Below are 25,973 nucleotides of genomic sequence, written 5' to 3' on the forward strand. Positions count from 1 at the left end.
TACGAAAATACACGGCCAACAAAGATCAACTAACCAAAAATAATGGGGATAAATGGAAAAAGGAGAATTTGAGTTGGTTCAAATTCTCCTTTTTCCTATCTAGAAGCTAGTTTTGTCCCAGCCTCTTCTTGCTTCATCATTATTTTTGAATGAACATTTGTGTCCAATAATGGCCGTCTTTCACATATCCCACACCGATATGCGTATAGTTTTTGTTCAAGATGTTTGCGCGGTGTCCCGGTGAGTTCATCCAAGCTTTCACCACTTGTTCCGGCGTGCTTTGGCCCATGGCAATATTTTCACCGGCGGATTTATATTGGATTCCATAGTTTGTCATCATGGTAAATGGCGAACCGTATGTTGGGCTTGTATGGTCGAAATATTTTTTATCATGCATGTCTTGGGATTTATGCTTCGCCACTCTCGCCAATTCCCAATCGGATTTTAATGCAGGCAATCCTGCTTTGGCGCGTTCCACATTGACCAATCTTACCACTTCTTCCTCATAAGCTTGGCCTTCCTTCTCCGGCACATTGATTTTTTGTCCCGGATAAATCAAATTCGGATTTTCCAATTGCGGATTCGCATTAATCAATTCTTGTACACCTGTTTGTGTTTTTACTGCAATTTTCCAAAGAGAATCTCCTGATGCGACTGTATATGTTCCGGCAGCGAAAGCCGTTACCGGCAATAATAATCCAATGGATAAAATGAGGGCGCCTGCGCCTTTTTTCAATTTCGTTTTCATCATTTCCATCCTTCCTTTCTTCTTTTGTGCAAATTCATCATAAAAGGTATTTCCGATGAATTCATCACAAAATTTCTGGAAGGATTATTACAGTTTTATTACTTTGAAATATTAATCTTTGAACCCGTTGATAGAGCTGGCTTTTACTCTTTAAGTCTCGTAAAATATTTGAAATATATTCGAAATAGGAATAAATTACTATCGATAATTTAGTTATTTGGAATCAAAATGGTATTCCATGAACGCATTCACCCAGGATGATTCTTCCTTTTTCTGTTGATGGTTGATGAAAGAATATTCTTCATCGTCCATTTCCTGAATATTTCTTCTCAAATAATAATAGGTTGAGATTTGCACAGATTTTGGCAACTTTTCGATCGAATGAATTAACTCCAGTAATTGACCATTCATCATTGACAATGTACTGCCTCCCAAATTCGCATATTTTCCAACTGACTTAGTAAATTTATATTGACTTGATACATAAGTTATTCCTTTTTTAATCTAAATTTCTCTATAAAAGATATTTATAACCGTTCATTAGGAATGTTAATAGAAACGCTTCCAACAGCATTGGCCATTCCGGAAAGAAGCATCAAAAGAAAAAAATTCCGGAAAAACCTTTCCGGTATCGGCTGCTGCTGCTTTTTTCTTGATTCAATGTTTCAAAGGCCGGATCAATGGAAATTGTATGACTCCTTCATTTTTCGCTTACCTTTGGTTTTTCCCTTTCATCATTCATGGACGAAGAAAAATTGTCACCACACCGCTTTCCATTCTCGATGCATAACATCGCCAAAAATACTCATAATGAACATGGAAAGGAGAGACTTGCAACATGGATCATCGAAAGGATTTGGAGAATGACAAGCGCCACTTTGAATTTGTACGTGGCAAGCAATCCGTAGGCAACCATTCAACCAGTCTTGAAGAATTTGGAATGGAAGAAGAGTTTCATCTCCCAAAAAAGAAAGAACACCCGTCCATTCGCGAAAGGCATGATCAATTTTTTGAAAAGAAATAAGTTATATGTGAAACAACCTCCTGTTATGAATACTTGCATCCAAAAAGAGCGAAAACCGCTCTTTTTTTGTGTTATTGGCAATAAAAAAAGCCGCCCAGATCATCTGGACAGCCCTTATCGCACCTTATTATTTGACAATTTTACTGATGGCTTTAAATTCGTCGCCTTTCGCAATTTGTTGCATTTCAAATAACGCCATTTCCACGCTGGAAAGTTTTGCGCCGCATTGTTTCATTTTCTCAAGGCCAATTTGCGAATTTATAGCTGTGCGGGAAGACACGCAATCCGCCAACACTTCGACTTCATAACCGTTTTGAAGCAGATGGGCAGCCGTCTGATATACACAAATATGGGCTTCAATTCCCGCAATCAATACCTTTTTGCGGCCTGTCGCTTCCAATGCTTTTACAAACTCCGGCGTGTCGTAAGCGCTGAAGGTGATTTTTTCAATCGGCTTTTCATCGGTCAAAAATTGGGAAATTTCTTCAACGGTCGGTCCTAAACCTTTGGGATATTGTTCAAGCCATAAGATGGGCAACCCCAACACTTTCGCCCCTTGCACCATTCTGGCGATATTGTCGATCACAAATTCGCTCTTGTCCACAATGCGTGCCAGCTTCCCTTGAATGTCAATCAATACGAGCACTGTGTCTTCTTTTGTCAACAACTTCCTCATCCCCTTTTTTCATTTTCATCATTAATAATTCTACAAAATGGTGAAAAATCCTTGATTTTTGATTTTTTTTTTAAAACCGTGCTTCCTTTTTGGGATACGTTATAATATTTGTAGCTTTAAAACTTTCTTGAAGAAATGGATGATGAATGTGATTCGTTTAAGTTGGCTTATCAGTTTGGCCATTTCCTTTTTCGGCTTTCTAATTGTCAATCAACTGTTTGAAGTGCAGCCAAAAGGGGCATCCGGCAATCTGGGATTCATCGGCTTTATTTTCCTGTTTCCTTTTGTATTGTTGAGCTTGTTCGCCACTTTCCGCTATTTTTTAACCGCTGCCCGCAATGCCAAAAATAGCGTCAAGTGGTTGGGCATTATCAGCGGGATTCTGCTCACCGGATTTTTCCTATACTTTTTTCTCGACATCAAAAATTCCATCCATGGTTCGATTTGGAAACTGGATCAAGAAACAAGCAGGCTTTACTTCGACATCTACACCTTTGGATTGATTCATACGATCAGCGGTGTATTGGGCGCGTTGTACGGCATCATAAAACCGGCGGCGTTGGAACATGCCAAGGAAACCGGTCAAACCCCTCCTGAATAATTCATTCTATTTCTTTTTTAACAGCTCGAGCATTTTTCTTTTATACGCCTCCACCCCCGGCTGATCAAAGGGATTCACTTCAATCAGCTTCGCGCTCATGGCACATGCTTTCATAAAGAAATACATCAAATATCCCAAGTGATAAGCATCCAGTTTCTCCATCTCCAGTTGTATGACGGGCACCCCGCCTTCTGCATGGGCAAGGGCTGTGCCTTGTTTTGAGGTGGCATTGATTTCGTTGAAAGAACGGCCTGCCAAATAATTTAAACCTTCCTCATTTCTCGGATCATAAGGAATGATGTAATCGCCTTCAATTTGATTGAAATGAAGGAGTGTTTCAAACAAAATCGGGCTTCCTTCCTGAATGAATTGCCCAATTGCATGCAAATCCGTGGAGTAGGTCACACAAGCGGGGAACAATCCCTTTTTTTCTTTCCCTTCGCTTTCCCCAAACAGCTGCATCCACCATTCATGGAATTTCTTTAATGACGGTTCGAAGGAGGCGAGCAGTTCCACGCAATACCCTTCGTTGTACAACTTATTTCTTATGACGGCGTATTGGTATGCGTGATTTTGGGTCAGATCGGCATTTTTCAATTCCAATGCGGCATTTTTGGCTCCATCCATAAACGATCGGATATCGATGCCCGCCACGGCAATCGGCAAAAGTCCGACAGGCGTAAATACAGAATACCTGCCCCCGATATCCGGAGGGACGGCAAATCTTTTATATCCCTCTTCGTCCGCTATGGCTTTCAATATGCCTTTTTCCGGATCCGTTGTCACAATAATCCGTTCCGCCGCTTCTTCCCCATACCGTTTTTCCATGTACAGTCTTAACACGCGGAAGGCTAAAGTCGTCTCCATTGTGCTTCCGGATTTTGAAATGACATTGATATAGATTTCTTTGCCTTCCAAGTAATGAATTAATTGCTGTAAATAAGAACCGCTCATATGATGGCCGACATAAATGACTTCCGTTCCTTTTTCCAAAACGCCAAAGTAGGGGGTTAATGCTTCCTGAACCGCACGGGCGCCTAAAAAAGAGCCTCCAATCCCGATGACGACGAACACATCCGCCTCCATGCAAATTTCATCTTTCAGCTTTTCAATTGAATTGAAGAGTTCTTCATGATCCATCAAAGGATAATTGATCCATCCCGTCATATCATTGGAAGTTTCCAGTTCATCATGGATTTTTTCCACACGCTCTTTATATGAAGCTATATCCATATCATCGAATATACAATTCAATAAATTTGTATGCACTGAATAAGTATTCAATGGAATTGCCTCATTTCTCCTTCAAATTTGATAAGGAACTAGCCAATCATTGAAAACAATTTCATGCACCGTCTGTTTCATCATACTGTTAAAGAAAACCATTTATTCATTTGAAGCTGCATGTACGGAAAGCTCTTGCGCCTTTTTGATTATGAACCGTCCCACTTCCTCCCTCAAATCTTCCCGCTGGAGCGCAAAATCGATGGTTGTTTCGATAAAACCCAGCGGATTGCCGACATCATAGCGTTTTCCTTCAAATCGGTACGCAAACACCCGTTGAATCGTATTCAATTCTTCAATTGCATCCGTTAATTGAATTTCCCCGCCAATTCCCGCTTTCTTTTGTTCCAAGAATCGGAAAATTTCAGGGGTCAAAATGTAACGGCCGATAATCGCGTAATTGGAAGGCGCTTGTTCTTTCGCCGGTTTTTCAACAAATTTTTTGACTTGCATCAAAGGGGAATCGGTCGAAACGGGATCGATGACACCGTACCGGTGAATTTCACTCTCGGGCACTTCCATCACCGCAATGACGCTGGAAAAGGTTTTCTCATATTGATCGATCAATTGCTTCAAACAAGGAACTTCGCTTTGGACAATATCATCGCCGAGCAATACAGCGAAAGGTTCATCTCCAATAAATTTACGTGCACACCAAACCGCATGTCCCAGACCCAGGGGTTGTTTTTGGCGGATATAGTGAATATCGATGTCTGATGTGACACGCACTTTTTCCAACAGATCGAATTTCTTCTTTTCTATTAAATTCGCTTCCAATTCAAATGCATGGTCAAAATGGTCTTCGATCGCCCGTTTTCCTTTACCGGTAACGATCATAATATCTTCAATGCCCGAAGCGATGGCTTCTTCCACGATATATTGAATGGTCGGTTTATCGACAATCGGCAACATCTCTTTCGGCATGGCTTTCGTTACAGGCAAAAAACGGGTTCCTAATCCCGCTGCCGGAATGATTGCTTTTCGTATCTTTTTCAAGCCCTCTCACTCCTTATATCTTTGGTTAACAAAATTATACAATAATTTACCAGTTCCCTCATAGCACAGGCAAACGGCCCATAAAAGAAAAAAGGCTGGAATCAGCTCCAGCCTTTGAATGTCACTTTGTTACAATTTGTGTAAGTTTTATCGGATTGTCGCACCGGCTTCTTCCAAAGCTTTCCACACTTTTTCATGGGCATTTGCCACTTCTTCATCCGTAAGGGTTCTTTCCGGATTGAAGTATGTCAATGTGAAGGCGACGGATTTTTTGCCTGCCTCAATATTCTCTCCTTCATATACATCAAATACTTTTACCGCTTTTAACAACTTCGTGCCCGCTTTGCGGATAATCGATTCAAGTTCTCCTGCGGAAACCGCTCTGTCCACTTCCACAGCAATGTCACGCGTCACCATCGGGAAGCGTGGAACCGGTTCGTATTCAACGCCTTTCGCTTCAGCACGCAATAAAGCATGTAAATTCAACTCTGCTACATACGTTTCTTTTAAATCCCATGCTTTTCGTTCTGCCGGATGAAGGCCGCCGATAATTCCTACCCGTTCACCGTCCAGTAAAATGTTTGCCGTTTGACCTGGATGAAGTCCTTCCATCGTTCCTTTTTCATAGGTAATGCGTTCTGTTAAACCTAATTTTTCGATTAATCCTTCCACAATGCCTTTTGCCACAAAGAAATCAACATTGCGTTTATCTCCGAGCCATGCATCATCCACCCATTTGCCGGTGATGACAAAGGCCGCATGCTCCTCTTCAAATGGCAAACCTTCCTCTGTTTTGCCAAGGAATACAGAGCCGATTTCATATAAACATGCGGAATCCGCTTGGCGTGCCATGTTGTAACTTGCCGCCTGCAACAAATGAGGAATCAAGCTTTGGCGCAATGTTGTGCGGTCTTCGCTCATCGGCATCAACAATTTGGTCGTTTCTTCTTTTTTCAACGCAAATTTTTGGGACCATTCTTCAGAAGTCAAGGAATATGTGACCGCTTGATAGAGGCCGGCACCCTCCAAGAAATTGCGGACAATACGGCGCTTTTCTTGATAAGGGGTCAAACCGCCCACTTGTGTTTTCCCTTCAGGCAATGTCATTGGAATTTCATCATAACCATAGAGTCTTGCAATTTCTTCAATAATATCCTCTTCAATTTTAATGTCTTGTCGGCGAGTCGGCACATCAATGACCAATAAACCCCGTTTCGCTTCCACATCGAACTTTAATCGTTCCAAGATGGAAATCATATCTTCCAGCGAAATTTTCATGCCCAATTTTGTATTAATGTCATCCGGTGAAATGACAATGCGCGCTGGCGTTTTATCGAGTTCATCTACAAGCACCGTTCCTTCCAGCACTTCTCCGCCAGCCAATGCGCAAATCAGTTGTGCTGCCCGTTCTTGGGCTTCCAAAACCCGGTTCGGATCGACGCCTTTTTCAAAACGCACGGATGAGTCGGAACGCAATCCCAGATCTTTGGATGTGCGGCGAACGGATAAACCGTCAAAATAAGCCGCTTCAAGAACAACCGTTGTCGTGCTTTCCGTCACTTCTGAGTTGGCTCCGCCCATCACGCCTGCAACGGCAACCGGTTCTTTTCCATTTGTAATGACCAAATGGTGGCTTTGAAGTGTACGTTCCTGATCGTCCAAAGTGACAATTTTTTCACCTTCATTTGCCAAACGGACGACGATTTCCCCTGTTCCTAATGAATCGTAGTCAAACGCGTGAAGGGGTTGGCCATATTCGAGCAATACGTAGTTTGTAATATCGACAACGTTATTGTGAGGACGAACGCCCGCAGCCATTAAATAGTGCTGCAACCATAATGGCGATTCCGCCACTTTGACATTTTTTATGACTTTTGCAGCATATAATGGGTTTTCTTTCGTCGCATCCACCCGCACTTTAATATAATCTTCCGCTTTTTCCTTTGCAGTTGCATATTGGATTTCGGGCAATTTCACATCTTGTGACAAAATGGCCCCCACTTCATAGGCGACTCCAAGCATGGAAAGGGCATCGGAACGGTTTGGCGTCAAATCAAGCTCCAGCACCGTATCTCTTAAGCCGATGATTTCCAATGCATCCGTGCCGGGCACCGCATCTTCCGGCAAAACGTAAATACCGTCAGCGTAGGCTTTTGGCACCACACGGCCTTCAACGCCCAGCTCTTGCAAGGAGCAAATCATTCCGTTCGATTCTTGGCCGCGCATTTTCGCTTTTTTAATTTTGATGCCTCCAGGAAGTTTGGCGCCAGGCAACGCCACGATGACTTTTTGTCCTGCCGCCACGTTTGGCGCGCCGCAAATGATCTGTCTTACATCCGTTCCGACATCCACTTGGCAAACGCTCAATTTGTCGGCATCCGGATGTTTTTCTTTTGAAAGGACATGACCAACCACAATATTCGTCATGCCTTGCGAACGGTCGATGACGGAATCGACTTCAATTCCGGCACGCGTGATTTTTTCCGCCAATTCTTCCGGAGTTAACCCTTGTATATCGACATATTCTTGCAACCATTTTAATGAAACTAACATATTGTTACCCCCTTACCCTTCTGTACGTCGGAATTGTGATAAGAATCGGATGTCATCGATATAGAAGTTTCGGATATCTTCCACACCGTACTTCAGCATTGCAATACGCTCTACACCAATTCCAAAGGCAAAACCGGAGAATTTTTTCGGATCATAACCGCCCATTTCAAGCACGTTTGGATGAACCATGCCGGCACCCAAAATTTCGATCCATCCTGTATGTTTACATACATTGCATCCATTTCCTCCGCAGCGGAAGCAGGAAATATCCATTTCAACGGATGGTTCAGTGAATGGGAAGAAACTTGGACGCAAGCGGATTTCCCGATCCTCGCCAAACATTTTTTTCGCCAGTTTATCCAGCGTACCTTTCAAATCGCTCATGCGGATATTTTCGCCGACCACAAGCCCTTCAATTTGCATAAATTGGTGGGAGTGAGTGGCATCATCCGTGTCACGGCGATACACTTTTCCAGGACAGATAATGCGGAACGGTTTTCCCTGTTTCGCAAGCATTGTTCTTGCTTGCACAGGAGAAGTATGGGTGCGGAGCAACGTTTCCTCCGTAATATAGAACGTATCCTGCATATCGCGGGCAGGGTGACCCTTTGGCAAGTTCAACGCTTCGAAGTTGAAATAGTCCGTTTCCACTTCCGGACCTTCCGCCACTTCATAGCCCATGGAAATGAATAAATCTTCCAATTCTTCAACGACACGTGTCAAAGGATGTCTGTTTCCAACCCGAACTTTGCGTCCAGGTAGCGTTACATCCACTGATTCCTTTTCCAACTGCTCTTGAATTTGTTGTTCTTCCAAAACTTTTGCCCGCTGTTCCAATTCTTGCGTAACCTTTTCACGCACCGTATTGGCAAGCGCCCCGATTTTCGGACGCTCTTCCGGGGAAAGTTTCCCCATACCTTTCAACACTTCCGTGATGGAGCCTTTTTTTCCTAAGAACTTTACGCGAATATCATTCAATTCTTTCAGGTTCGTACAAGCAGCAATTTGTTCAATGGCTTCTTGCTCGATTTGTTTGAGTTGCTGTTCCATCATGTAACCTCCTTAAAATTTTTGATTCATCCCAAAATGACGGATTTTTATATGACCTTTATTTAAGAACTTGATGCCGTGTTTTGTAAAAGAATTGACGTTTGCCCAAATAAAAAAACCCCGCCCCAATCAAGGGACGAGGAACATTCGCGGTACCACCCTAGTTATTGCAAAAATGCAATCACTTCATTGACATAACGGCATTGGCCGGCAATCCTTTACAGAGAAAATTCTCTGGTCCCGGATGCTGCTTGCGGGGTGAACTTCAATATTCCGCTGCATGCATAAGCTCTCAGTCTGGACTTATGCTCCCTGATATGCAGCTGGTGAATATTTACTCTTCCCGCTCCAAACGCATTTGACCATATTTGATTCATGTGGAAAAATCTTAGTTTATTCTACGATAAATCGGCAGTTCTTTCAAGTAGTTCCATTGTCTCTCTATAATTCGTCCATTACAACAGCCTATCAAATAACGTTCACTTTTTCTCCGACTGGAAACAGAAATACACGTCCATTGTTATTCCATGAATTTATACAACAATATACCGGTTGCAACAGCCACGTTCAATGATTCCGCTTGTCCAAAAATCGGAATTACCACATTTTGATCCGTTTTCTCCAACAGCGCCTGATGAACACCGCTGCCTTCATTTCCCACTAACAAGGCAAAACTTTCCGTTTTATCCAGCTTTCTGTAATCAACCGCATTTTCAAGAGCCGTACCGAAAACCGGAATATGGCGCTCTTTTAATTTTTCTATCCATTCCGCCAAATTTCCCCTAATGACAGGCAAATGGAAATGGGAGCCTTGGGCTGAACGCAAAGTTTTTGGATTGTATAAGTCGGCACACCCTTTTCCTAAAATGACCGCATCAATTCCACAAGCATCCGCAGTGCGGATCATGGTGCCGATATTGCCTGGATCTTGCACGCTGTCAACGAGCAGCAATTTGCTCCATTTTGCCTGTTCAGATCCGGAAATCTCCCGCTGCTTACAATGGGCGAAAATCCCTTGGGAAGTTTCCGTTTCGGCAATCTCCTTCGCAACGGAATCCGTCACTTCCACAAGGTAGACATCGTCCAATGACCATTCCCGGGGAATTTCAACATCTTCCCGTTTAATGATGTGGATCACTTGGTCCTTGTTTTTTAAAGCCTCTTCCGTCAAATGAAAACCTTCCACTATATATTCTCCGGTTTTATCCCGTTCTTTTTTTGCGGAAACAAGTTTTTTCCAATGCTTCACTAATGCATTCTGCTTCGATTCAATCCGTTTCATCCAATAAAGACCGCCTTTATTTCATGTTTTTGATTTCCTGATCTATTTTGATTAATGCGTTGCCGAGCTGTTCAATTTCTTCTTCCGTTGTATCCATCCCAAAGGAGATGCGGAAAAATGTGCGGGCTTCCGATAAACTGCGACCCATCGCAAGAATCGCCTTCGTTCCGGATTTGCTGTTGATGTCGCAGGCACTTCCCGTGGAAATGCAGATCCCTTCTTCATTCAGGCGCAGCATCACATATTGCCCTTCCGCCCCTTTCATGCACAAACCGTAAATGCTCGGAAGTTGATGGGCCTCGTCCGATTCGATAAAGTAACAATTTGTCTTTTGAATCGCTTCTTTCAATTGATAGCGCAATTTCCAAAACTTATTTATATCATATTTATAATGTTCCACGCTTGTTGCAAAAGCAAAAATGGCCGGCGTATCCACCGTGCCGCCTCTCAACCCTCTTTCATGGGTTACCCCAGGAAAAAGAGGCAAAATTCTTCTTCGCGGATTTAAATATACCGCACCGCAGCCTTTTGGTCCACCAATTTTATGGGCGGACACGGTGATGGCATCCACATGTTTTGAAAATGACTTTATATCCAACTTGCAAAAAGATTGAACACAATCTACATGATAGGGAATGTTGTATTTTTGTGCAACCTTTGCAATTTCCGCCACTGGTTGAATGGAGCCGATTTCCGAATTGACGTGTTGAATGGAAATCAGGACGGTATCAGGACGGACCGTTTTTTCCAGCAAATCCACATCAATCGTCCCCTGTTCCGTCAGCGGCAGTCTCGTAATTTCGTAACCTTCCCGCTCCAGTGTATTCATTGCCGCATGGACGCTCGTATGTTCCGCGCTTGAAGTGATGACATGCTTTCCTTGTCCTGCACGGGCCAATGATAAAATCGCCAAAATATTGCCTTCCGTTCCGCCTCCTGTAAAAATGACGCCATCCCGATTGACGCCCAATTTTTCGGCGATGGCATCCCTCGATTTTTCCAACAGGAACGCTGCTTTTCCTCCCGCATCGTGCAAACTTGATGTATTTCCGTATACTTCCTTTGCGGCAATGCCATATGCCTCTATGCTTACATCCAGCATTGGCGTTGTTGCGGCATAATCCAAATAAATCATGACTATTCCCCGTTTCTGCAAAAATTATGAACCATTAGCATACTTTACATACCCAATTTTCTATGTGCAAATGCTTGTTTTATCCTTTATTTTATGTAAATATAAGTGTCAAGACAACTGTAAAGAAGGTAGCAATCATGATGAGGAAGACAGATATTGTCATTATCGGTAGCGGTGCGAGCGCCCTTCAGACAGCGAAAATCCTCGCAGAAAAATTTCAGGTGGATATCGTGACAAAAAACCATCTGAAAAACGGCAGCTCATACAAAGCCCAAGGAGGAATCGCTGCAGTTACAAGTGATGAAGACAGCATCCAATTGCACGTGCAAGACACGCTCTCAGCAGGTGTTTATCACCATCAGCCAGACAATGTTCATACATTGGTGGAAGAAGGAAAGAAAACGGTTCATCAATTGATCAAAGAAAATTTTCAAGCGGATCGGGCTTTGGACGGTTCGATTTCCCTGGGGCTTGAAGGAGCCCACAGCAGACCGAGAATCATTCATGCCGGCGGAGATGCGACAGGACAAGCTCTCGTAAACTATTTGCTAGATTCATTGCCTGAAAAGGTGACAATCCATGAATACGAACTCGCTTATGAACTGTTATTGAATGAGGATGGCGAATGTATCGGTGTCAAAACAAAATCCAAAGAAGGAAAAACGACAACCTATTTGGCCTCCTATGTCATTATTGCAACAGGCGGCGCAGGGGCATTGTATGAATATACTTCCAATTGCCCCGACAGCTTTGGCGACGGGATTGCCCTTTCATACATCGCCGGAGCTGAAATCGCCGATATGGAATTTGTTCAATTCCATCCAAGCTTAATCTACAAGGACGGCCAAACCCATGGACTTGTCTCCGAAGCGGTGCGTGGCGCCGGCGGATTCTTTGCGGATGAAGAAGGAAATCGATTGATGGAAGGGGTTCATCCATTGGGGGATTTGGCCCCAAGACATGTTACCGCCTATGAAATGTATAAACATCGTGCAAAAGGCCGGGAAGTTTATATCGACATATCAAATATAGAACACTTTGAAGAAAAGTTTCCAACAATCACAAACATTTGCAAAGAACAAGGCATTGATTTATCGAAACAACGCATTCCCATCGCGCCTGGAAGCCACTTCCTGATGGGGGGCATTATCAGTGACGTTTACGGCCGGACGAGCATCCCCAGACTTCTTGCCGTCGGGGAAACGGCTTGTACAGGGGTGCACGGAGCCAATCGCCTGGCCAGCAATTCACTGCTTGAATGTATCACATTCGGAAAATTGATGGCGGAAAATCTGCTTTGCAACGGTACACGCCAACACAACTTTACGCGGATTTCCAATGAAAAGAAATTGGTGAATTTACCAACATTAATGGATCCAAAAACTTTACAAAAAGAGATGTTCAGAAATGCAGGCATTGTAAGGGAGAAACAAGGCCTCTCGGAATTATTGGCAAAGCTGCCAAGTTACAGGGACATTGCAGCCGTTGATCTGGATGCAATGGACAGATCGGCCATTGAACAATTATTCATGCATATCACCGCCTCTTTAATCGTTCAAGGGGCATTAATCAGGGAAGAATCCCGCGGTTCCCATATCCGCAGCGATTTCCCTTCGATGAAAGAAGATTGGAACAATAAATGGATTGTTTTTAAACAAAGAAACTATCATGTGAGGGACGGACTTTATGAACAACATCAAATTGCAGGAAATGTTGAAACAGTTTTTCAATGAAGATATCGGTGACGGCGATCTTTCCAGTGAAACGATTTTTTCACCCAAAGATCAAGGTTCATTTACATTTTACGCAAAGGAAGAAGGCGTCTTTTGCGGTGCGGAAGTGATTCAAACCGGTTTCAAAGTGCTCGACCCAACCCTTCAAATTACCTTGCTGAAAGAGGATGGCGACGAACTTCAGAAAGGTGATCGGATCGCGGTCATCGAAGGTTCAATGCGCAGCCTCTTGAGCGGTGAACGGGTCATTTTAAATTTAATTCAACGGATGAGCGGCATCGCAACAAACGCAAGAAAAGCCGTTGAATTAACGAAAGGAACCAACGCGAAAATCTGTGACACCCGAAAGACGGTGCCAGGCCTCCGCATGCTGGACAAATACGCTGTACGGACTGGCGGTGCCTATAACCATCGCAGCGGATTATATGATTGCATCATGCTGAAGGACAATCATATCGCGCTCGCCGGGAGCATCACCAAAGCGGTCCAGCTGGCAAAATCGCGGATTGGCCATACGGTAAAAATCGAAGTGGAAATTGAAACGAAGGAACAATTGCTTGAAGCCATTGAAGCCGGTGCCGACATCATCATGTTCGATAATCGCACCCCTGAAGAAATCAAGGCATGGCTTCCGCTTGTACCACGGCATATTTCAACGGAAGCTTCCGGCGGCATTACGTTGGACAACTTGCGAAGCTATGCGGAATCCGGCGTGGAATGGATTTCCCTCGGTTCCCTTACCCATTCTGTAAAAGCTTTTGATATCAGCGCATTAGTGAAAAGAAAGGACGTTGAATAATGGCATCAATCTGTACAATTCCGACATTCGGTATGTTACCTGAAAAATATCGTCACATGTCCCGTGAGGAAATGGAGCATCGGGTTCGGGAAATCAAGGAACAATTGGGCAGTGAATTATTTCTTCCTGCGCACCATTATCAAAAAGATGAAGTGATTCAATTCGCCGATGCAACGGGAGACTCCTTGCAATTGGCTCAAGCCGCGGCGAAAAATAAACAGGCAAAACATATTGTCTTTTGCGGCGTGCACTTTATGGCGGAAACCGCAGACATGTTAACGACGGACGAGCAAATTGTTTACTTGCCGGATATGCGGGCCGGCTGTTCCATGGCGGATATGGCCAATATTTACCAAACGGAAGAAGCTTGGGAAAAGCTGACATCCATTTTCGGAGATACCATCATTCCTTTAACCTACGTCAACTCAACGGCTGCCATTAAAGCATTTACCGGCCGCAATGGCGGTGCTTGCGTCACATCGTCCAATGCCAAAAAAATGGTGGAATGGGCTTTTACACAAAAAGAACGGCTTTTCTTCTTGCCGGATCAGCATCTGGGGAGAAATACCGCCTATGATTTGGGCATTCCACTGGAGCAGATGGCCGTGTGGAATCCCATTTCCGGCGAACTGAAATATGAAGGAAATGTGCAAGACATTAAAGTCATTTTATGGGATGGCTATTGCTCCGTCCACCAGGGATTTACGGTGGAAAATGTCCGGGAAGTTCGGGAAAACTATCCGGATATGAAAGTGATTGTCCATCCTGAATGCTCCTTTGAAGTGGTGCAGGCGGCAGACCTTTCCGGTTCCACAAAATATATTGTGGAGACAATCAAAAATGCTCCATCCGGCTCAAGCTGGGCCATTGGAACTGAGATGAACCTGGTGAAACGCATCATTGCGGAACATCCGGACAAACACATTATTTGCCTGAATGAAAACATGTGCCCATGTTTGACAATGAACCGGATAGACTTGCCGCATCTTCTTTGGGCTTTGGAAATCATCGTCAATGGCGAACAGGGAAATGTCATCAAAGTGGATCCTGAAACGACAAAAGAAGCCTTGTTGGCGTTGGACCGCATGTTGCAATTGGCATAAGCGGATGAAAGTTATTGAGAAAATCAGCGCATAATTTCTTCGAGTGGAAACAAACTACTACTCGAGGAGGCGAATGGTATGGACTTTCAAATCAGAGCAGCCATTACTTCCAATGTCAAAGGGGACAGTCCGGAAGAATTCCGGGAAACGATCCAAGATGCCATTGCCCGAGGCGATGAACATCTTCTTCCAGGACTTGGCGTCTTTTTGGAAAAGTGGTGGCAAAATACAAGTGAAGAAGAACAATCGAAATTTACGGAAACATTATCAAAAGTGTTTCAACATTAAGGGCTGGAGAACGTTCTCCAAGCCCTTTTTATATTCCCCATTCCATCTTTAAGATTTCCTTGATCCTTTTTACATTCACTTCCCCAATTTCTTCTTCGATCATGTTTTCCAATTCTTTTTTCAAAGCGAGATGTTTTTCAAAACACGCCTCCCCCAATTTGGTCAGTTCAATGGATTTATCCCGCAAATTGAATTTTTTTGTTTCCACCAATCCCTTTTCTTCCAATTGCTTGATAAATTTATGAACTGCTTGTCTTGTAAACGGAACCTGTTTCGCCACATGGGAAATCAACGGTTGATTCTTGTACACCTTCTCCAAAATGGAAAACTCCGAATGGGTGATATGAACGCCGCTGATGGCCTGCCATTTTTCTTCCTTTATTTTTTTCAACAATACGGATTTTTCATGAAGTAAATCAATCAACAAATCCCCCATACTCACACCCCACTGTTCACTCAAAATGGTGGAATATACTTACAAACCATGTAATTTCTATATCTATATCATAACGGAATGAAACTTTTTCGTCATTTACCAAAAAAGATGAGAAAGTTTATACTACAAATATGGAAACCGCAAAAGTTCACCATTTGCGCATCTAAGAAAAGGATTAAAGGAGGGAAAGAAAATGGGAAGAACGTTCAATTGGAAACGTGTTTTGTTCAATAGTATGCTCATCTGTTTTTTTATTTTTTTCATGAAAGGAAATGTGGCACAAGCCGCCACTTTCACGGATGTGCCTGATAGCCATCCATCGGCGGTGGAAATCAATTTTTTGGCGGAAACAGGGATTATTAAGGGGTATTCAGACAAAACTTTCAAGCCTTCAAACAACGTGACAAATTCCCAAGTTGCATTAATGATTTCAAGAGCTTTGCAACTGGATCTGAACAACCGGCCTAATCCGGGATTCAAGGATTTGACGAAAGTCGATCAGAAAACGTACAAAGCGATTGCTGCGGCAGTCGATGAAGGCATTTTCCCAAAAGGAACGAACTTCAGACCATTTGAGCCCATCACACGCGGCGAAATGGCCCAAGTTTTAGTGAATGCCTTTTCTCTCAAAGGCTCCAGCAACCAACAATTTAAAGATGTACCGAAAAACCATAAACATTATCAAGCGATAGCCGCTCTTTCGGCCAATAACATCACAACGGGATACGAAGATGGCACCTTTAAACCTTCCCAACCACTTACCCGTGCCCATTTTTCCACTTTCATGTCCCGTGTTCTTGAACCGGATTTTATACCGGTAAAAAGCGGGTTTGGCTACAATAAAAATTATCAATACATATATGAATTGTATGAAGGTTATACGAGCCGGGAATACTTCACATATTTGTCATCGGACGTCCAAGGGGATTGGTGGTATGTTTCCGATGATTACAATCAGGGGATCCAATATGTGAACAGCATTGGCAAGGACGGTTTCACTTTTAAAGGGTTCCTGGCAAATGATGAAATATTGACGGACTTTCATATCCCATATCCCGTAAAACTCGGGACAAGCTGGTCATTTTCCATGAAGAAAGGGCTTAAACCGGTAACCTATGCGGTGACAAGCATGTCCGAAACCGTAACGACCCCTGCAGGCACTTTTAATCATTTAATGGAAATTGTCAGTTCCGACGGCTTCCAATATTATTATTCAAAAGACTATGGCCATATTTGCACGAAGGATTTGAGAACTAATTCAGTTGTCTATCAGTTAGTCCAATTAAAGAAAAAATGAAAATGGCATGCATGAAAAAAGGCAATCCAGCGCCTCCTGGATTGCCTTGATTTTATATTATGAGCGATGCTTCATTCCACCCTGAACTCGGCATCGAATATAAACTTAATTCACCTATGCCTGTAAAAAGGCCTTTTGCGCTTTCCCCTATCGCTTCGCTTTCGGGGCAGAGCATATATATTTTCCTTTTTTACTTCATTATGCAAGTAAAGATAATAGCACTGCTTTCTGTGCATGAAGTCGGTTTTCTGCTTGCCCCTGCCGCTTACGCTTTCGGGGCAGAGCGCATTGATTATTTTTCTTCTAAATTATGCTAGTAAGGATAATAGAACTGCTTTTTGCGCATGTAATCTATTTTCCGCTTGCCCCTGCCGCTTCGCTTTCGGGGCAGAGCATATATATTTTCCTTTTTTACTTCATTATGCAAGTAAAGATAATAGCACTGCTTTCTGTGCATGAAGTCGGTTTTCTGCTTGCTCGAAGACGTATGAGTTTGGACCGTCGATTACGGATGTTGCCACTTCTTCTTCACGATGGGCTGGCAAGCAATGCAAGAACATGAAATCAGGTTTTGCATGAGCCACCAATTCATCGTTAATTTGATAGCCTTGGAAGTCTTTTAAGCGTTGAGCCGCTTCCTCTTCTTGACCCATGCTAGTCCATACGTCTGTATACACTACATCCGCGTCTTTCACAGCTTCTATCGGATCATTAGTGATCGTGATGGTGCTGCCGTTCTTCTCCGCAATCGCCTGAGCCTTTTTCATGATTTCAGCATCCGGCTCATAACCTTTCGGAGTGGCTACCGCAATATCCATTCCAACGTGGGCAGCCGCCACGACAAGTGAATGGGCAACATTGTTTCCATCGCCGACATAAGCTGTTTTTAATCCTTTAAATGTTCCTTTATTTTCAATGATCGTTTCAAGATCGGCCAACGCTTGGCATGGATGATATAAATCTGTTAATCCATTAATCACTGGAATGGTTGCATACTCTGCTAATTCCTCTACCATTTTATGTGAATTGGCGCGGATCATAACTCCATCTAAATAACCGGATAAAACAAGACCTGTATCTGAAATCGGTTCACCGCGGCCAAGCTGCATATCTCTTGCATGCAGGAAAATCGCTTTTCCGCCTAATTGATGCATCCCCACTTCAAAAGAAATGCGTGTACGTGTGGAGTTTTTCTCGAAAATCATTCCAAGCACTTTTCCATCTAAAAGTTTTGGACATTTGCCATTTTTCGTTACTTTTTTCATTTTTGTTGCAAGGCTAAGCAACTCTTGCACTTCTTCACTTGTATAATCAAGCAGCGTTAACAAATCTTTGCCCTTTAAACTTGAAACGGGCTTTAGCTGCACTTCTTCCAACAATTTCATCAATGAATTTCCGCTCCTTCTTTGTTAGATGTACCCATTATACAATTGTATATTTATAAAATCAAGTGTATTTTTATTATTTTTTTCGCATTAAAAATTTAAAAATAATATTCAAAAACGATGAATAAAAATGCACCTATATTTTAAATTTAATGAATCATCCGTTATAAATATTCGTAACATTTTACTATTCTTTTCGGCAAAAATAATAGATTGTTTGCATAAAGATAACTTTGGCAATAAAAAAAGAGGGACTCAGCCCTCTCATTCATACTTGATTTCATTCACCGCATCCCAATCGAGCCGCTTCACCACTTCCACCATCAATTTCACCGCATTTTCAAAGTCGTCCCGATGCAGGATGGATGCATGGGAATGAATATAACGGGTAGCAATGGTGATGGATAGGGTTGGCACACCGTTTCCTGTCAAATGCATGGAACCGGCATCTGTTCCTCCGCCTGGCATCGCGTCAAATTGATACGGAATGTTGTTTTCTTCCGCCACATCGATGACGAAATCGCGAAGCCCTTTATGGGAAACCATGGAAGCATCGTAAATGATGATTTGCGGACCTGCTCCAAGTTTTGACATCGCTTCTTTCGGAGTGATGCCCGGTGTATCTCCTGCAATACCTACATCCACCGCAAAACCGATGTCCGGTTGAATTTTGAATGTGGACGTTTTCGCACCTCTTAATCCTACTTCCTCTTGCACATTGCCGACACCATAGACAATGTTTGGATGATTTTCGTTTTTCAACCGCTTCAACACTTCGATGGCAATGGCGCAGCCAATGCGGTTGTCCCACGCTTTTGCAAGAAGCATTTTTTCACTTTTCATCACATTGAATTCAAAATATGGCGTAATCATATCACCAGGGCGGATTCCCCAACTTTCCGCCTCTTCTTTGGAAGTGGCGCCCACATCGATGAACATATCTTTGATATCAACGGTTTTTTTGCGTTGTTCCTGCGGCAAAATATGAGGCGGTTTTGAACCGATGACACCGATGATTTCCTCACCTGAACGGGTCGTGATCGTCACCCGCTGTGAAAGCATGACGTGTGCCCACCAACCGCCGACCGTTTGGAATTTAATGAAGCCTTTGTCATCAATTTGTGTCACCATGAAACCCACTTCATCCAAGTGGCCGGCAATCATAATTTTCGGACCCTTTTCATCGCCCCGTTTTTCCGCAATCAAACTTCCCAAATTGTCATACTCGATTTTATCCGCAAAAGGCTCGATATATTTTTTCATGACCTCTCTCGGCGCTTTTTCGTTTCCTGCGATGCCATTGGCGTCTGTCAAATCCTTTAGCATTTGCAATTTTTCATCCATTTTTATTGATCCTCCTTAATATCCATTGCGTTGCCGCTCGTAATTTTTCTCATTTTTCTCAATGTATGCCTGAATGATATCATCCAATGTAAAACCTAAATTATAAGCGAGCACACTGTAATATTCCCATACTTTCAAATAATGATCCTCAGACGGATCGTGAATAAACGACAAAATCGCCTCTTGCGTTTTCAAAAACCATGTCGTCAGGTTTTCCTTTTTCTTCATTTCCGGCCACGCATTCAACCGGTATCCTTTTTCATTTCCTAAGGAAAGAAGAAAATGGATGGAATCCACGAATTCTTCCAACAACACTTCCCGTTCGGAAGGACCTTTTGTGCTCCAATATTTAAAACAGCGGGTTTCATTTGCCAACTCCGCAAGTTCTATCGTTAACGCCAACCCTTTTTCCAGAAATACATCCCGGTCGATGTGCTGGTTCTGTTGAATAAACGAATCCAATTGTGCTTGCATGTTAAACAGTTCTTGAAATTTCATGAATATTATCCCTCATTTTCTATAAAAAATGAAACTAATTTTCTACCTTAATCGTATAGGATATGATACCTTTTATACAAGGGGGAACTTTTTATGGCGCTTCTTTTGCGTATTATTGTCTTTATCGTCATTATTTATTTATTTTATAAAGCTTTTCGCTATTTGACAGATCCGAAAAGAAAATTGGATGAAGCCTATGAAAAGGGACAATACTACTTTTATGATGATGTAAAAAATGTGAGAAAAAACTTCTTTATTTCTTATAAAGGCGCTTTGTTTGAAGGGGAAAAATATTTGGGGACAACCGATGACGCCTTTGAAGTGGTATCCATTTTTGTCTGGGTGCATGATCCGGCAAAGCTCCAAGGTTTGACAAAAGAAGATTTCAAATTTTTGGAGAAAGAAATTTTAATGAATTATCCGAAAGCAAAAATCAATTGGAAAAATCCTATTGAAAAATTGATGAAGGAAGAAGAGGAATAAACTGCCCATCCGTTCTGAAAAAAGCTCCTGCATTGACTTCAAGCGGCTTATGCTTTATGAACAATATATTTAGAGCATAAGCCGCTTGAACGTTGATGAAAGTGTATTGTCTAATTCACTTATAGAGATAGATTAGGAAGAAAATTTGCAATGCAGCAAGCAATGGCAGTCCAAAGGCAAAGATGGCATGTCTCGTTTTATGGCGGAATAAAACCATTGCGATCAATCCACCGCAAGCGCCGCCAATGATTGCCACCGATAATAATGTTTTTTCGGAAATCCGCCATTTCCCATGTTTTGCCCTCGATTTATCAATTCCCATCAATGCAAAACAAATCGCAGATACGATGATTATGTACACAGCAATGATTTCATTCATTTTCCTTCTCCTTAAAAGAAAAAAGCTGATAGGAACTCCTATCAGCCTTTTAAGTTGTTTCAATGATTATTTTGCGATTGCTTTTTTTGCTTCTTCCGCAAGTTGAGCGAAAGCTTGCGCATCGTTCACCGCTAAATCAGCCAACATTTTGCGGTTCACTTCGATACCAGCTTGTTTTAAACCGTACATTAAGCGGCTGTAAGAAAGACCGTTTTGGCGAGCTGCCGCATTGATACGTGTAATCCATAATTTACGGAAATCACGTTTTTTCTGACGGCGGTCACGGTAAGCATATAAACCGGATTTCATTACCGCTTGGTTTGCTGTTCTATATAAAGTATGTTTTGAACCGAAATAACCTTTTGCTAATTTTAAAACTTTTTTACGACGTCTGCGCGTTACTGTTCCACCTTTTACGCGTGGCATAGAAATTACCTCCTGCTATTCTTTCGAAAATTTTATAATCCGTTCAAAATTCCATTATTTTTTGTATGCAAGTAATGTTTTGATGCGTTTGTAGTCGCCTGATGTCATCACTTTCGCTTTGCGAAGTTGGCGTTTTTGTTTTGTTGTTTTGTTTGCAAATAAGTGGCTTCCGTAAGCACGGTCAAATTTAAATTTACCTGTACCTGTTCTTTTGAAACGCTTAGCAGCGCCACGGTGAGTTTTCATTTTTGGCATAGTAGTTCCTCCTAAACCTTATTTCGTAATCATTATTTTTCGCTTTTTGGGGCCAGAATTAAGAACATGCTCCGGCCTTCCAATTTAGGTTTTTGTTCTACCGTTGCATATTCGGCACATTCTTCAGCAAAACGATCCAATACCCGTTGTCCAATATCTGTATGCGTAATCGCACGTCCTTTGAAACGCAATGTACATTTTACTTTATCTCCCTTTTGAAGGAATTTGATTGCGTTTCGAAGTTTCGTTTGGAAATCATGTTCGTCAATCGTTGGGCTCAAACGAACCTCTTTCATATGAATGACTTTCTGATTTTTACGAATTTCGCGCTCTTTCTTTTGCTGCTCAAATTTATATTTGCCGTAGTCCATAATACGAGCAACAGGTGGCTTCGCTTGCGGTGCTACGAGGACTAGATCCAAGTTTACACGAGCAGCCATTTCCAACGCTTCGTTACGGGATATAATTCCTACTTGTTCACCGTTTTGATCAATTACACGAAGTTCACGTGCACGTATCCCTTCGTTTACGTACATGTCTTTGCTAATAAAAATCCACCTCCAAGGTTATGTCGCGAATACACGGTTGAAAATCCCGGTTGAACGTTGCTGTTGTTCTGTTATGTCCATAAAAAAAGACGGACATTTCAGAAGATGTCCGCCCGCCGTAAAATACGCAAAAAAGAGCGTATTCATTTTTCCATGATGATTCGAACCTGTCAACTGCTCGATGCGTCGAACAGGTGAGAAGCGGGCAGCCTCTACTTTCAACCACAATCTTGTATTCTTAACCTTTGTTATCGTAACATCCTGTTATTAAGATGTCAAGTTTTTTATTTTTATATCTGACATACATCAATCAAATTGGATACAGAGGATGCCCAAACAGCAGCTGACGGGCATCCTCTGTTCCAATAAAATGAAATTTACACTCTTGCATCCTTTTTGATGTCTTCAAGGAATTGTCCGAATGGCACCGTTTCTGAATCTTTGGAGCTGTAACGGCGGACATTGACCGTATTGGCTTCCACTTCTTTATCGCCCAATACCAACATGTACGGGATTTTCTTCATTTGCGCTTCACGGATTTTATAACCCAATTTTTCTTCACGCACATCAAGTTCTACACGGATTCCCGCTTTGCGAAGTTCTTCTTCCACCTGTTTTGCATAATCGAAATGCACTTCGTTGGATACAGGGATCACGACCGCTTGAATAGGCGCCAACCATGTTGGGAATGCCCCTTTGTATTCTTCGATCAAAAAGGCAACAAAGCGTTCCATTGTGGATACGACACCGCGGTGAATAACAACCGGACGATGTTTTTCCCCGTCTTCGCCGATGTATGTTAAATCAAAGCGTTCCGGAAGCAGGAAGTCAAGCTGCACAGTAGATAGAGTTTCTTCTTTGCCGATGGCTGTTTTTACTTGCACGTCAAGTTTTGGACCATAGAAAGCAGCTTCGCCTTCCGCTTCAAAATATTCTAGTCCTAAATCATCCATCGCTTCTTTTAACATGCTTTGTGCGCGTTCCCACATTTCATCATCATCATAATATTTTTCTGTATCTTCTGGGTCCCGGTAAGATAAACGGAATCGATAATCTTTGATATCGAAGTCTTTATACACTTCAAGAATCAAGTTTAATACCCGTTTAAATTCATCTTTGATTTGGTCCGGACGAACGAAAATATGGGCATCGTTCAAAGTCATGCCGCGCACGCGCTGCAAGCCGGATAAACCGCCGGACGCTTCATAGCGGTGCATCATGCCAAGTTCGGCAATCCGGATTGGCAACTCGCGGTATGAGTGCATGCCGCTTTTATAAACCATCATATGGTGTGGACAGTTCATCGGACGAAGCACCAATGTTTCATTATCCATTTCCATCGGCGGGAACATGTCTTCAGAATAGTGCTCCCAGTGGCCGGAAGTTTCATATAAACGTTTTGAACCTAACACTGGTGTGTAAACGTGTTTATATCCTAAGCTGATTTCTTTATCTACAATATAGCGCTCGATAATGCGGCGGATAGTGGCGCCGTTTGGAAGCCATAATGGCAAGCCTTGTCCCACTGTTGGGGATAAAGTGAACAGTTCCAACTCTTTCCCCAGTTTGCGGTGGTCGCGTTCTCTCGCTTCTTCCAGCATTTTTAAGTGATTTTGCAAATCTTCTTTTGTAAAGAAGGCTGTACCGTAAATGCGTTGAAGCATTTTGTTGTTGGAGTCTCCACGCCAATAAGCTCCTGCCAATGAAAGCAATTTGAATTCTTTTAATTTTCCAGTGGAAGGAACATGTACGCCACGGCAAAGATCAAAAAATTCACCTTGGTAATAGATGGATACTTGCTCCCCTTCCGGAATCGCATCCAAAAGTTCTAATTTATATTCATCGCCAATTTCTTCGTAAATGCGGCGAGCTTCTTCGCGAGTGACGTTTTTGCGGATGATTTCAAGGTTTTCTGAAATGATTTTTTTCATTTCTTTTTCGATTTTTGGAAGATCTTCCGCTGTAATTGGTGTCGGTGAATCGATGTCATAATAGAATCCGCCTTCAATCACAGGGCCAATCCCCAGTTTCGCCCCAGGGAATAAACGTTTCACCGCTTGCGCTGTCAAGTGGGCAGTTGAATGGCGCAAAATGTCAAGGGCATCTTCATGATCCGGTGTTACGATTTCAATTGCACCGTCTTCTTCAATTGGTGTTTTTAAGTCCAACAATTTGCCATTGACCTTCCCTGCCAACGCTTTTTTGCGCAATCCCGGGCTGATGGACGCTGCGACTTCTTCAGTCGTTGTGCCTTTGGAAAACTCCTTTACTGCACCATCCGGAAAAGTTAATTGAATCACTTCAGCCATATTCATTCTCCTTTACTGTAGTTTGATTCGTTCAAATTATGTTTTACATTTGCTGGAATCCAAATTCAAATAGTTGAACGACACAAATAAAAAACGCCATCCCGATAAAGGGACGACGCGATCGCTCGTGGTTCCACCCTTCTTCCTTCCGAAATCAAAGCAATTTCAGACGAAGCTCTGGGTCGGTGTAACGTACCGATAGCCGTCAGCGGATTGTTCCCCGCCGAAGCTCCGAGGTAGTAAAGTGTTGCGTCGTACTAGGAAACTTCCAGCCTAGGTTTCCCTCTCTATAAGCCGTTTCACAAACTTCATGTCCTCTTCACTGCCACTGAAATATTTATCACAATCAAAGTATACGCTGACTTTATTCGAAATGCAACTGTCGAAATGGACTTTCATTCGGATTGTCTCCGGTTTTCGCCAGTCATTTCAATCGGAATCGTCACCGCTTTGATCCGCTCCATAATTCTGGCGGCTTTCACGACATCGACCTCACCGCGGGAAGTCTCAGCCAGGTGGAGTTCCAATTGTTTATAATTAAAATTGGAAGTAATAAAGGTTGGGAGCTGTTCACTCATCCGATAATGCAAAATGGGACCTAAAATTTCATCCCTCGCCCAGCTGGATAAAGACTCCGAACCAATATCATCAAGCATCAGTACAGGAGCCTGCTTTACAAAATCGATTTTTTCCTGGAGGGTTTGATCCTGGATGGAATTCTTCAACTCCCTCAAAAATTCCGGAACAAAAACGAGAACAGAAGGAACTCTCAAACTGGCAAGCTCGTTGGCGATGGCCCCCAATACGAAGGATTTCCCAACGCCGAATTCGCCATATAAATAAAATCCTTTTTTCGGCAATTCCCCTGTCTTTTTGTAATGATTGATTAAATCAGCGGCATAATTGGCAATAATTACCCGTGATTCATCGTCAATCAATAAATCTTGCAATGTGGCAGATAATACGTCTTTCGGCATATACATGCTTGAAATCATCGATTCGATTTCTCTACGCTCGTCTTCAATAATCTTTTGCTTACAGCGCTCATACTCGACATCAATCATATTTTGGGAAATGTACAATTTGGGAATAAATCCCTTTAAATAATTGGTGCATTGTTCCGTAGAACCGCAATTGCAACATTCGCTGGATTGGCTGATATATTCATACAGTTTGGCCAAACTGCGCTCCACCATCTCTTTATTTACCACATCGTCATGTTCCGCCAAGAATTTTTGAACATCCGGATGCTCCAAAATTTGATTGCGGATGGCATTATACCTTTCTTGAAAGGAAGGAATTTGAAATTTTTCTAGAGCTTTTTTGATCGATTCGATTGTT

Annotated in this window: 29 protein-coding genes and 2 other annotated features; of the genes, 9 read left to right on the top strand and 20 right to left on the bottom strand. The window is 42.6% G+C overall.

The window, feature by feature from the left end; genetic code table 11:
- Nucleotides 1–139: 139 nt before the first annotated feature.
- The gene (gene safA / locus ACFPOH_RS15235; RefSeq protein ID WP_342471274.1) at nucleotides 140–748 is read right to left on the bottom strand and encodes a SafA/ExsA family spore coat assembly protein; all 609 of its coding nucleotides are present in this window, start codon (nucleotides 746–748) and stop codon (nucleotides 140–142) included.
- Between the two features lie 213 nt (nucleotides 749–961).
- Nucleotides 962–1,168 (bottom strand): hypothetical protein, encoded by a 207-nt coding sequence (locus tag ACFPOH_RS15240; protein ID WP_342468987.1) that lies wholly within the window; start codon nucleotides 1,166–1,168, stop codon nucleotides 962–964.
- A gap of 418 nt (nucleotides 1,169–1,586) precedes the next feature.
- Between ACFPOH_RS15240 and ACFPOH_RS15245 the strand changes: the two genes are divergently transcribed.
- A complete protein-coding gene (locus tag ACFPOH_RS15245; protein WP_390310486.1) occupies nucleotides 1,587–1,772 on the top strand; it encodes a hypothetical protein in 186 nt (61 codons plus the stop codon).
- A 127-nt stretch (nucleotides 1,773–1,899) separates the two neighbouring features.
- Here the strand turns inward: ACFPOH_RS15245 and ACFPOH_RS15250 are convergent, their stop codons facing one another.
- Nucleotides 1,900–2,436 carry a hydrolase gene (locus ACFPOH_RS15250; RefSeq protein WP_390310488.1) on the bottom strand — a complete coding sequence of 179 codons (537 nt, stop codon included), beginning with the start codon at nucleotides 2,434–2,436 and terminating at the stop codon, nucleotides 1,900–1,902.
- Nucleotides 2,437–2,596: 160 nt separating this feature from the next.
- On the opposite strand from ACFPOH_RS15250, the gene ACFPOH_RS15255 reads away from it, so the two are divergent.
- A complete protein-coding gene (locus ACFPOH_RS15255) occupies nucleotides 2,597–3,049 on the top strand; it encodes a hypothetical protein (protein WP_390310490.1) in 453 nt (150 codons plus the stop codon).
- Between the two features lie 6 nt (nucleotides 3,050–3,055).
- On the opposite strand, the gene ACFPOH_RS15260 is transcribed toward ACFPOH_RS15255, so the two are convergent.
- From ACFPOH_RS15260 to ACFPOH_RS15285, 6 genes are all read right to left on the bottom strand, one after another.
- Nucleotides 3,056–4,282: a glucose-6-phosphate isomerase gene (locus tag ACFPOH_RS15260; RefSeq protein WP_390310523.1), complete on the bottom strand. Its 1,227-nt coding sequence runs from the start codon at nucleotides 4,280–4,282 to the stop codon at nucleotides 3,056–3,058.
- A 153-nt stretch (nucleotides 4,283–4,435) separates the two neighbouring features.
- Entirely contained in the window at nucleotides 4,436–5,329 is an 894-nt protein-coding gene (gene galU, locus ACFPOH_RS15265) for a UTP--glucose-1-phosphate uridylyltransferase GalU (RefSeq protein WP_342468982.1), read from the bottom strand.
- A 147-nt stretch (nucleotides 5,330–5,476) separates the two neighbouring features.
- Nucleotides 5,477–7,882, bottom strand: a complete 2,406-nt coding sequence (pheT, locus tag ACFPOH_RS15270) for a phenylalanine--tRNA ligase subunit beta (RefSeq protein ID WP_390310492.1) — start codon at nucleotides 7,880–7,882, stop codon at nucleotides 5,477–5,479.
- Nucleotides 7,883–7,894: 12 nt separating this feature from the next.
- On the bottom strand, nucleotides 7,895–8,932 hold the full coding sequence (gene pheS / locus ACFPOH_RS15275; protein ID WP_342468980.1) for a phenylalanine--tRNA ligase subunit alpha: 1,038 nt from the start codon (nucleotides 8,930–8,932) through the stop codon (nucleotides 7,895–7,897).
- 129 nt (nucleotides 8,933–9,061) lie between these two features.
- Nucleotides 9,062–9,294: a binding site (T-box leader), on the bottom strand.
- A gap of 158 nt (nucleotides 9,295–9,452) precedes the next feature.
- Nucleotides 9,453–10,214, bottom strand: coding sequence for a TrmH family RNA methyltransferase (locus tag ACFPOH_RS15280; RefSeq protein WP_342468979.1), 762 nt, complete (start codon nucleotides 10,212–10,214; stop codon nucleotides 9,453–9,455).
- 16 nt (nucleotides 10,215–10,230) lie between these two features.
- Nucleotides 10,231–11,349, bottom strand: a complete 1,119-nt coding sequence (locus ACFPOH_RS15285; RefSeq protein ID WP_390310495.1) for a cysteine desulfurase family protein — start codon at nucleotides 11,347–11,349, stop codon at nucleotides 10,231–10,233.
- A 137-nt stretch (nucleotides 11,350–11,486) separates the two neighbouring features.
- On the opposite strand from ACFPOH_RS15285, the gene nadB reads away from it, so the two are divergent.
- The 4 genes from nadB (at nucleotide 11,487) to sspI (ending at nucleotide 15,272) form a co-directional block, all read left to right on the top strand.
- The gene (gene nadB / locus ACFPOH_RS15290) at nucleotides 11,487–13,082 is read left to right on the top strand and encodes an L-aspartate oxidase (protein WP_390310497.1); all 1,596 of its coding nucleotides are present in this window, start codon (nucleotides 11,487–11,489) and stop codon (nucleotides 13,080–13,082) included.
- The gene (gene nadC, locus ACFPOH_RS15295) at nucleotides 13,036–13,881 is read left to right on the top strand and encodes a carboxylating nicotinate-nucleotide diphosphorylase (protein ID WP_342468976.1); all 846 of its coding nucleotides are present in this window, start codon (nucleotides 13,036–13,038) and stop codon (nucleotides 13,879–13,881) included. The genes nadB and nadC overlap by 47 nt, the downstream gene beginning before the upstream one ends.
- Entirely contained in the window at nucleotides 13,881–14,984 is a 1,104-nt protein-coding gene (nadA, locus tag ACFPOH_RS15300) for a quinolinate synthase NadA (protein WP_342468975.1), read from the top strand. The genes nadC and nadA overlap by 1 nt, the downstream gene beginning before the upstream one ends.
- Nucleotides 14,985–15,062: 78 nt before the next feature.
- Complete coding sequence (gene sspI / locus ACFPOH_RS15305; protein ID WP_342468974.1) at nucleotides 15,063–15,272, top strand: small acid-soluble spore protein SspI; 210 nt, start codon at nucleotides 15,063–15,065, stop codon at nucleotides 15,270–15,272.
- A 28-nt stretch (nucleotides 15,273–15,300) separates the two neighbouring features.
- Here sspI and ACFPOH_RS15310 read toward each other — a convergent pair whose 3' ends face one another.
- Entirely contained in the window at nucleotides 15,301–15,708 is a 408-nt protein-coding gene (locus ACFPOH_RS15310) for a MarR family winged helix-turn-helix transcriptional regulator (protein WP_390310500.1), read from the bottom strand.
- A 193-nt stretch (nucleotides 15,709–15,901) separates the two neighbouring features.
- On the opposite strand from ACFPOH_RS15310, the gene ACFPOH_RS15315 reads away from it, so the two are divergent.
- Together ACFPOH_RS15315 and ACFPOH_RS15320 are read left to right on the top strand one after the other, a co-directional pair.
- Nucleotides 15,902–17,005 carry an S-layer homology domain-containing protein gene (locus ACFPOH_RS15315; protein ID WP_390310502.1) on the top strand — a complete coding sequence of 368 codons (1,104 nt, stop codon included), beginning with the start codon at nucleotides 15,902–15,904 and terminating at the stop codon, nucleotides 17,003–17,005.
- 59 nt (nucleotides 17,006–17,064) lie between these two features.
- Nucleotides 17,065–17,322 (top strand): hypothetical protein, encoded by a 258-nt coding sequence (locus ACFPOH_RS15320; RefSeq protein WP_390310504.1) that lies wholly within the window; start codon nucleotides 17,065–17,067, stop codon nucleotides 17,320–17,322.
- 102 nt (nucleotides 17,323–17,424) lie between these two features.
- On the opposite strand, the gene argF is transcribed toward ACFPOH_RS15320, so the two are convergent.
- From argF to ACFPOH_RS15335, 3 genes are all read right to left on the bottom strand, one after another.
- Nucleotides 17,425–18,390, bottom strand: a complete 966-nt coding sequence (gene argF, locus ACFPOH_RS15325; protein WP_342471273.1) for an ornithine carbamoyltransferase — start codon at nucleotides 18,388–18,390, stop codon at nucleotides 17,425–17,427.
- Nucleotides 18,391–18,654: 264 nt separating this feature from the next.
- Nucleotides 18,655–19,734 (bottom strand): M42 family metallopeptidase, encoded by a 1,080-nt coding sequence (locus ACFPOH_RS15330; protein ID WP_390310506.1) that lies wholly within the window; start codon nucleotides 19,732–19,734, stop codon nucleotides 18,655–18,657.
- A gap of 15 nt (nucleotides 19,735–19,749) precedes the next feature.
- Nucleotides 19,750–20,232, bottom strand: coding sequence for a dUTP diphosphatase (locus ACFPOH_RS15335; RefSeq protein WP_390310508.1), 483 nt, complete (start codon nucleotides 20,230–20,232; stop codon nucleotides 19,750–19,752).
- A 93-nt stretch (nucleotides 20,233–20,325) separates the two neighbouring features.
- Here ACFPOH_RS15335 and ACFPOH_RS15340 point away from each other — a divergent pair, with 93 nt between their 5' ends.
- Nucleotides 20,326–20,715 (top strand): sigma-w pathway protein ysdB, encoded by a 390-nt coding sequence (locus tag ACFPOH_RS15340; RefSeq protein WP_342468969.1) that lies wholly within the window; start codon nucleotides 20,326–20,328, stop codon nucleotides 20,713–20,715.
- Nucleotides 20,716–20,830: 115 nt separating this feature from the next.
- On the opposite strand, the gene ACFPOH_RS15345 is transcribed toward ACFPOH_RS15340, so the two are convergent.
- The 7 genes from ACFPOH_RS15345 to dnaI form a co-directional block, all read right to left on the bottom strand.
- A complete protein-coding gene (locus tag ACFPOH_RS15345; RefSeq protein ID WP_342468968.1) occupies nucleotides 20,831–21,094 on the bottom strand; it encodes a DUF1294 domain-containing protein in 264 nt (87 codons plus the stop codon).
- A 66-nt stretch (nucleotides 21,095–21,160) separates the two neighbouring features.
- Nucleotides 21,161–21,520, bottom strand: a complete 360-nt coding sequence (gene rplT / locus ACFPOH_RS15350) for a 50S ribosomal protein L20 (RefSeq protein ID WP_342468966.1) — start codon at nucleotides 21,518–21,520, stop codon at nucleotides 21,161–21,163.
- Nucleotides 21,521–21,574: 54 nt separating this feature from the next.
- Nucleotides 21,575–21,775: a 50S ribosomal protein L35 gene (rpmI, locus tag ACFPOH_RS15355; RefSeq protein WP_342468965.1), complete on the bottom strand. Its 201-nt coding sequence runs from the start codon at nucleotides 21,773–21,775 to the stop codon at nucleotides 21,575–21,577.
- 32 nt (nucleotides 21,776–21,807) lie between these two features.
- Nucleotides 21,808–22,311 carry a translation initiation factor IF-3 gene (gene infC, locus ACFPOH_RS15360; protein ID WP_342468964.1) on the bottom strand — a complete coding sequence of 168 codons (504 nt, stop codon included), beginning with the start codon at nucleotides 22,309–22,311 and terminating at the stop codon, nucleotides 21,808–21,810.
- A 30-nt stretch (nucleotides 22,312–22,341) separates the two neighbouring features.
- The gene (locus ACFPOH_RS15365) at nucleotides 22,342–22,551 is read right to left on the bottom strand and encodes a hypothetical protein (protein ID WP_342468963.1); all 210 of its coding nucleotides are present in this window, start codon (nucleotides 22,549–22,551) and stop codon (nucleotides 22,342–22,344) included.
- Nucleotides 22,399–22,547, bottom strand: a sequence feature (ribosomal protein L20 leader region). Its footprint overlaps the gene before it by 149 nt.
- Nucleotides 22,552–22,700: 149 nt before the next feature.
- A complete protein-coding gene (gene thrS, locus ACFPOH_RS15370; protein WP_390310511.1) occupies nucleotides 22,701–24,632 on the bottom strand; it encodes a threonine--tRNA ligase in 1,932 nt (643 codons plus the stop codon).
- 395 nt (nucleotides 24,633–25,027) lie between these two features.
- Entirely contained in the window at nucleotides 25,028–25,960 is a 933-nt protein-coding gene (gene dnaI / locus ACFPOH_RS15375; protein ID WP_390310525.1) for a primosomal protein DnaI, read from the bottom strand.
- Between the last annotated feature and the right edge of the window lie 13 nt (nucleotides 25,961–25,973).

The sequence above is a fragment of the Ureibacillus suwonensis genome, from assembly GCF_042655065.1.
GTDB classification, from domain to species: Bacteria; Bacillota; Bacilli; order Bacillales_A; family Planococcaceae; genus Ureibacillus; species Ureibacillus suwonensis.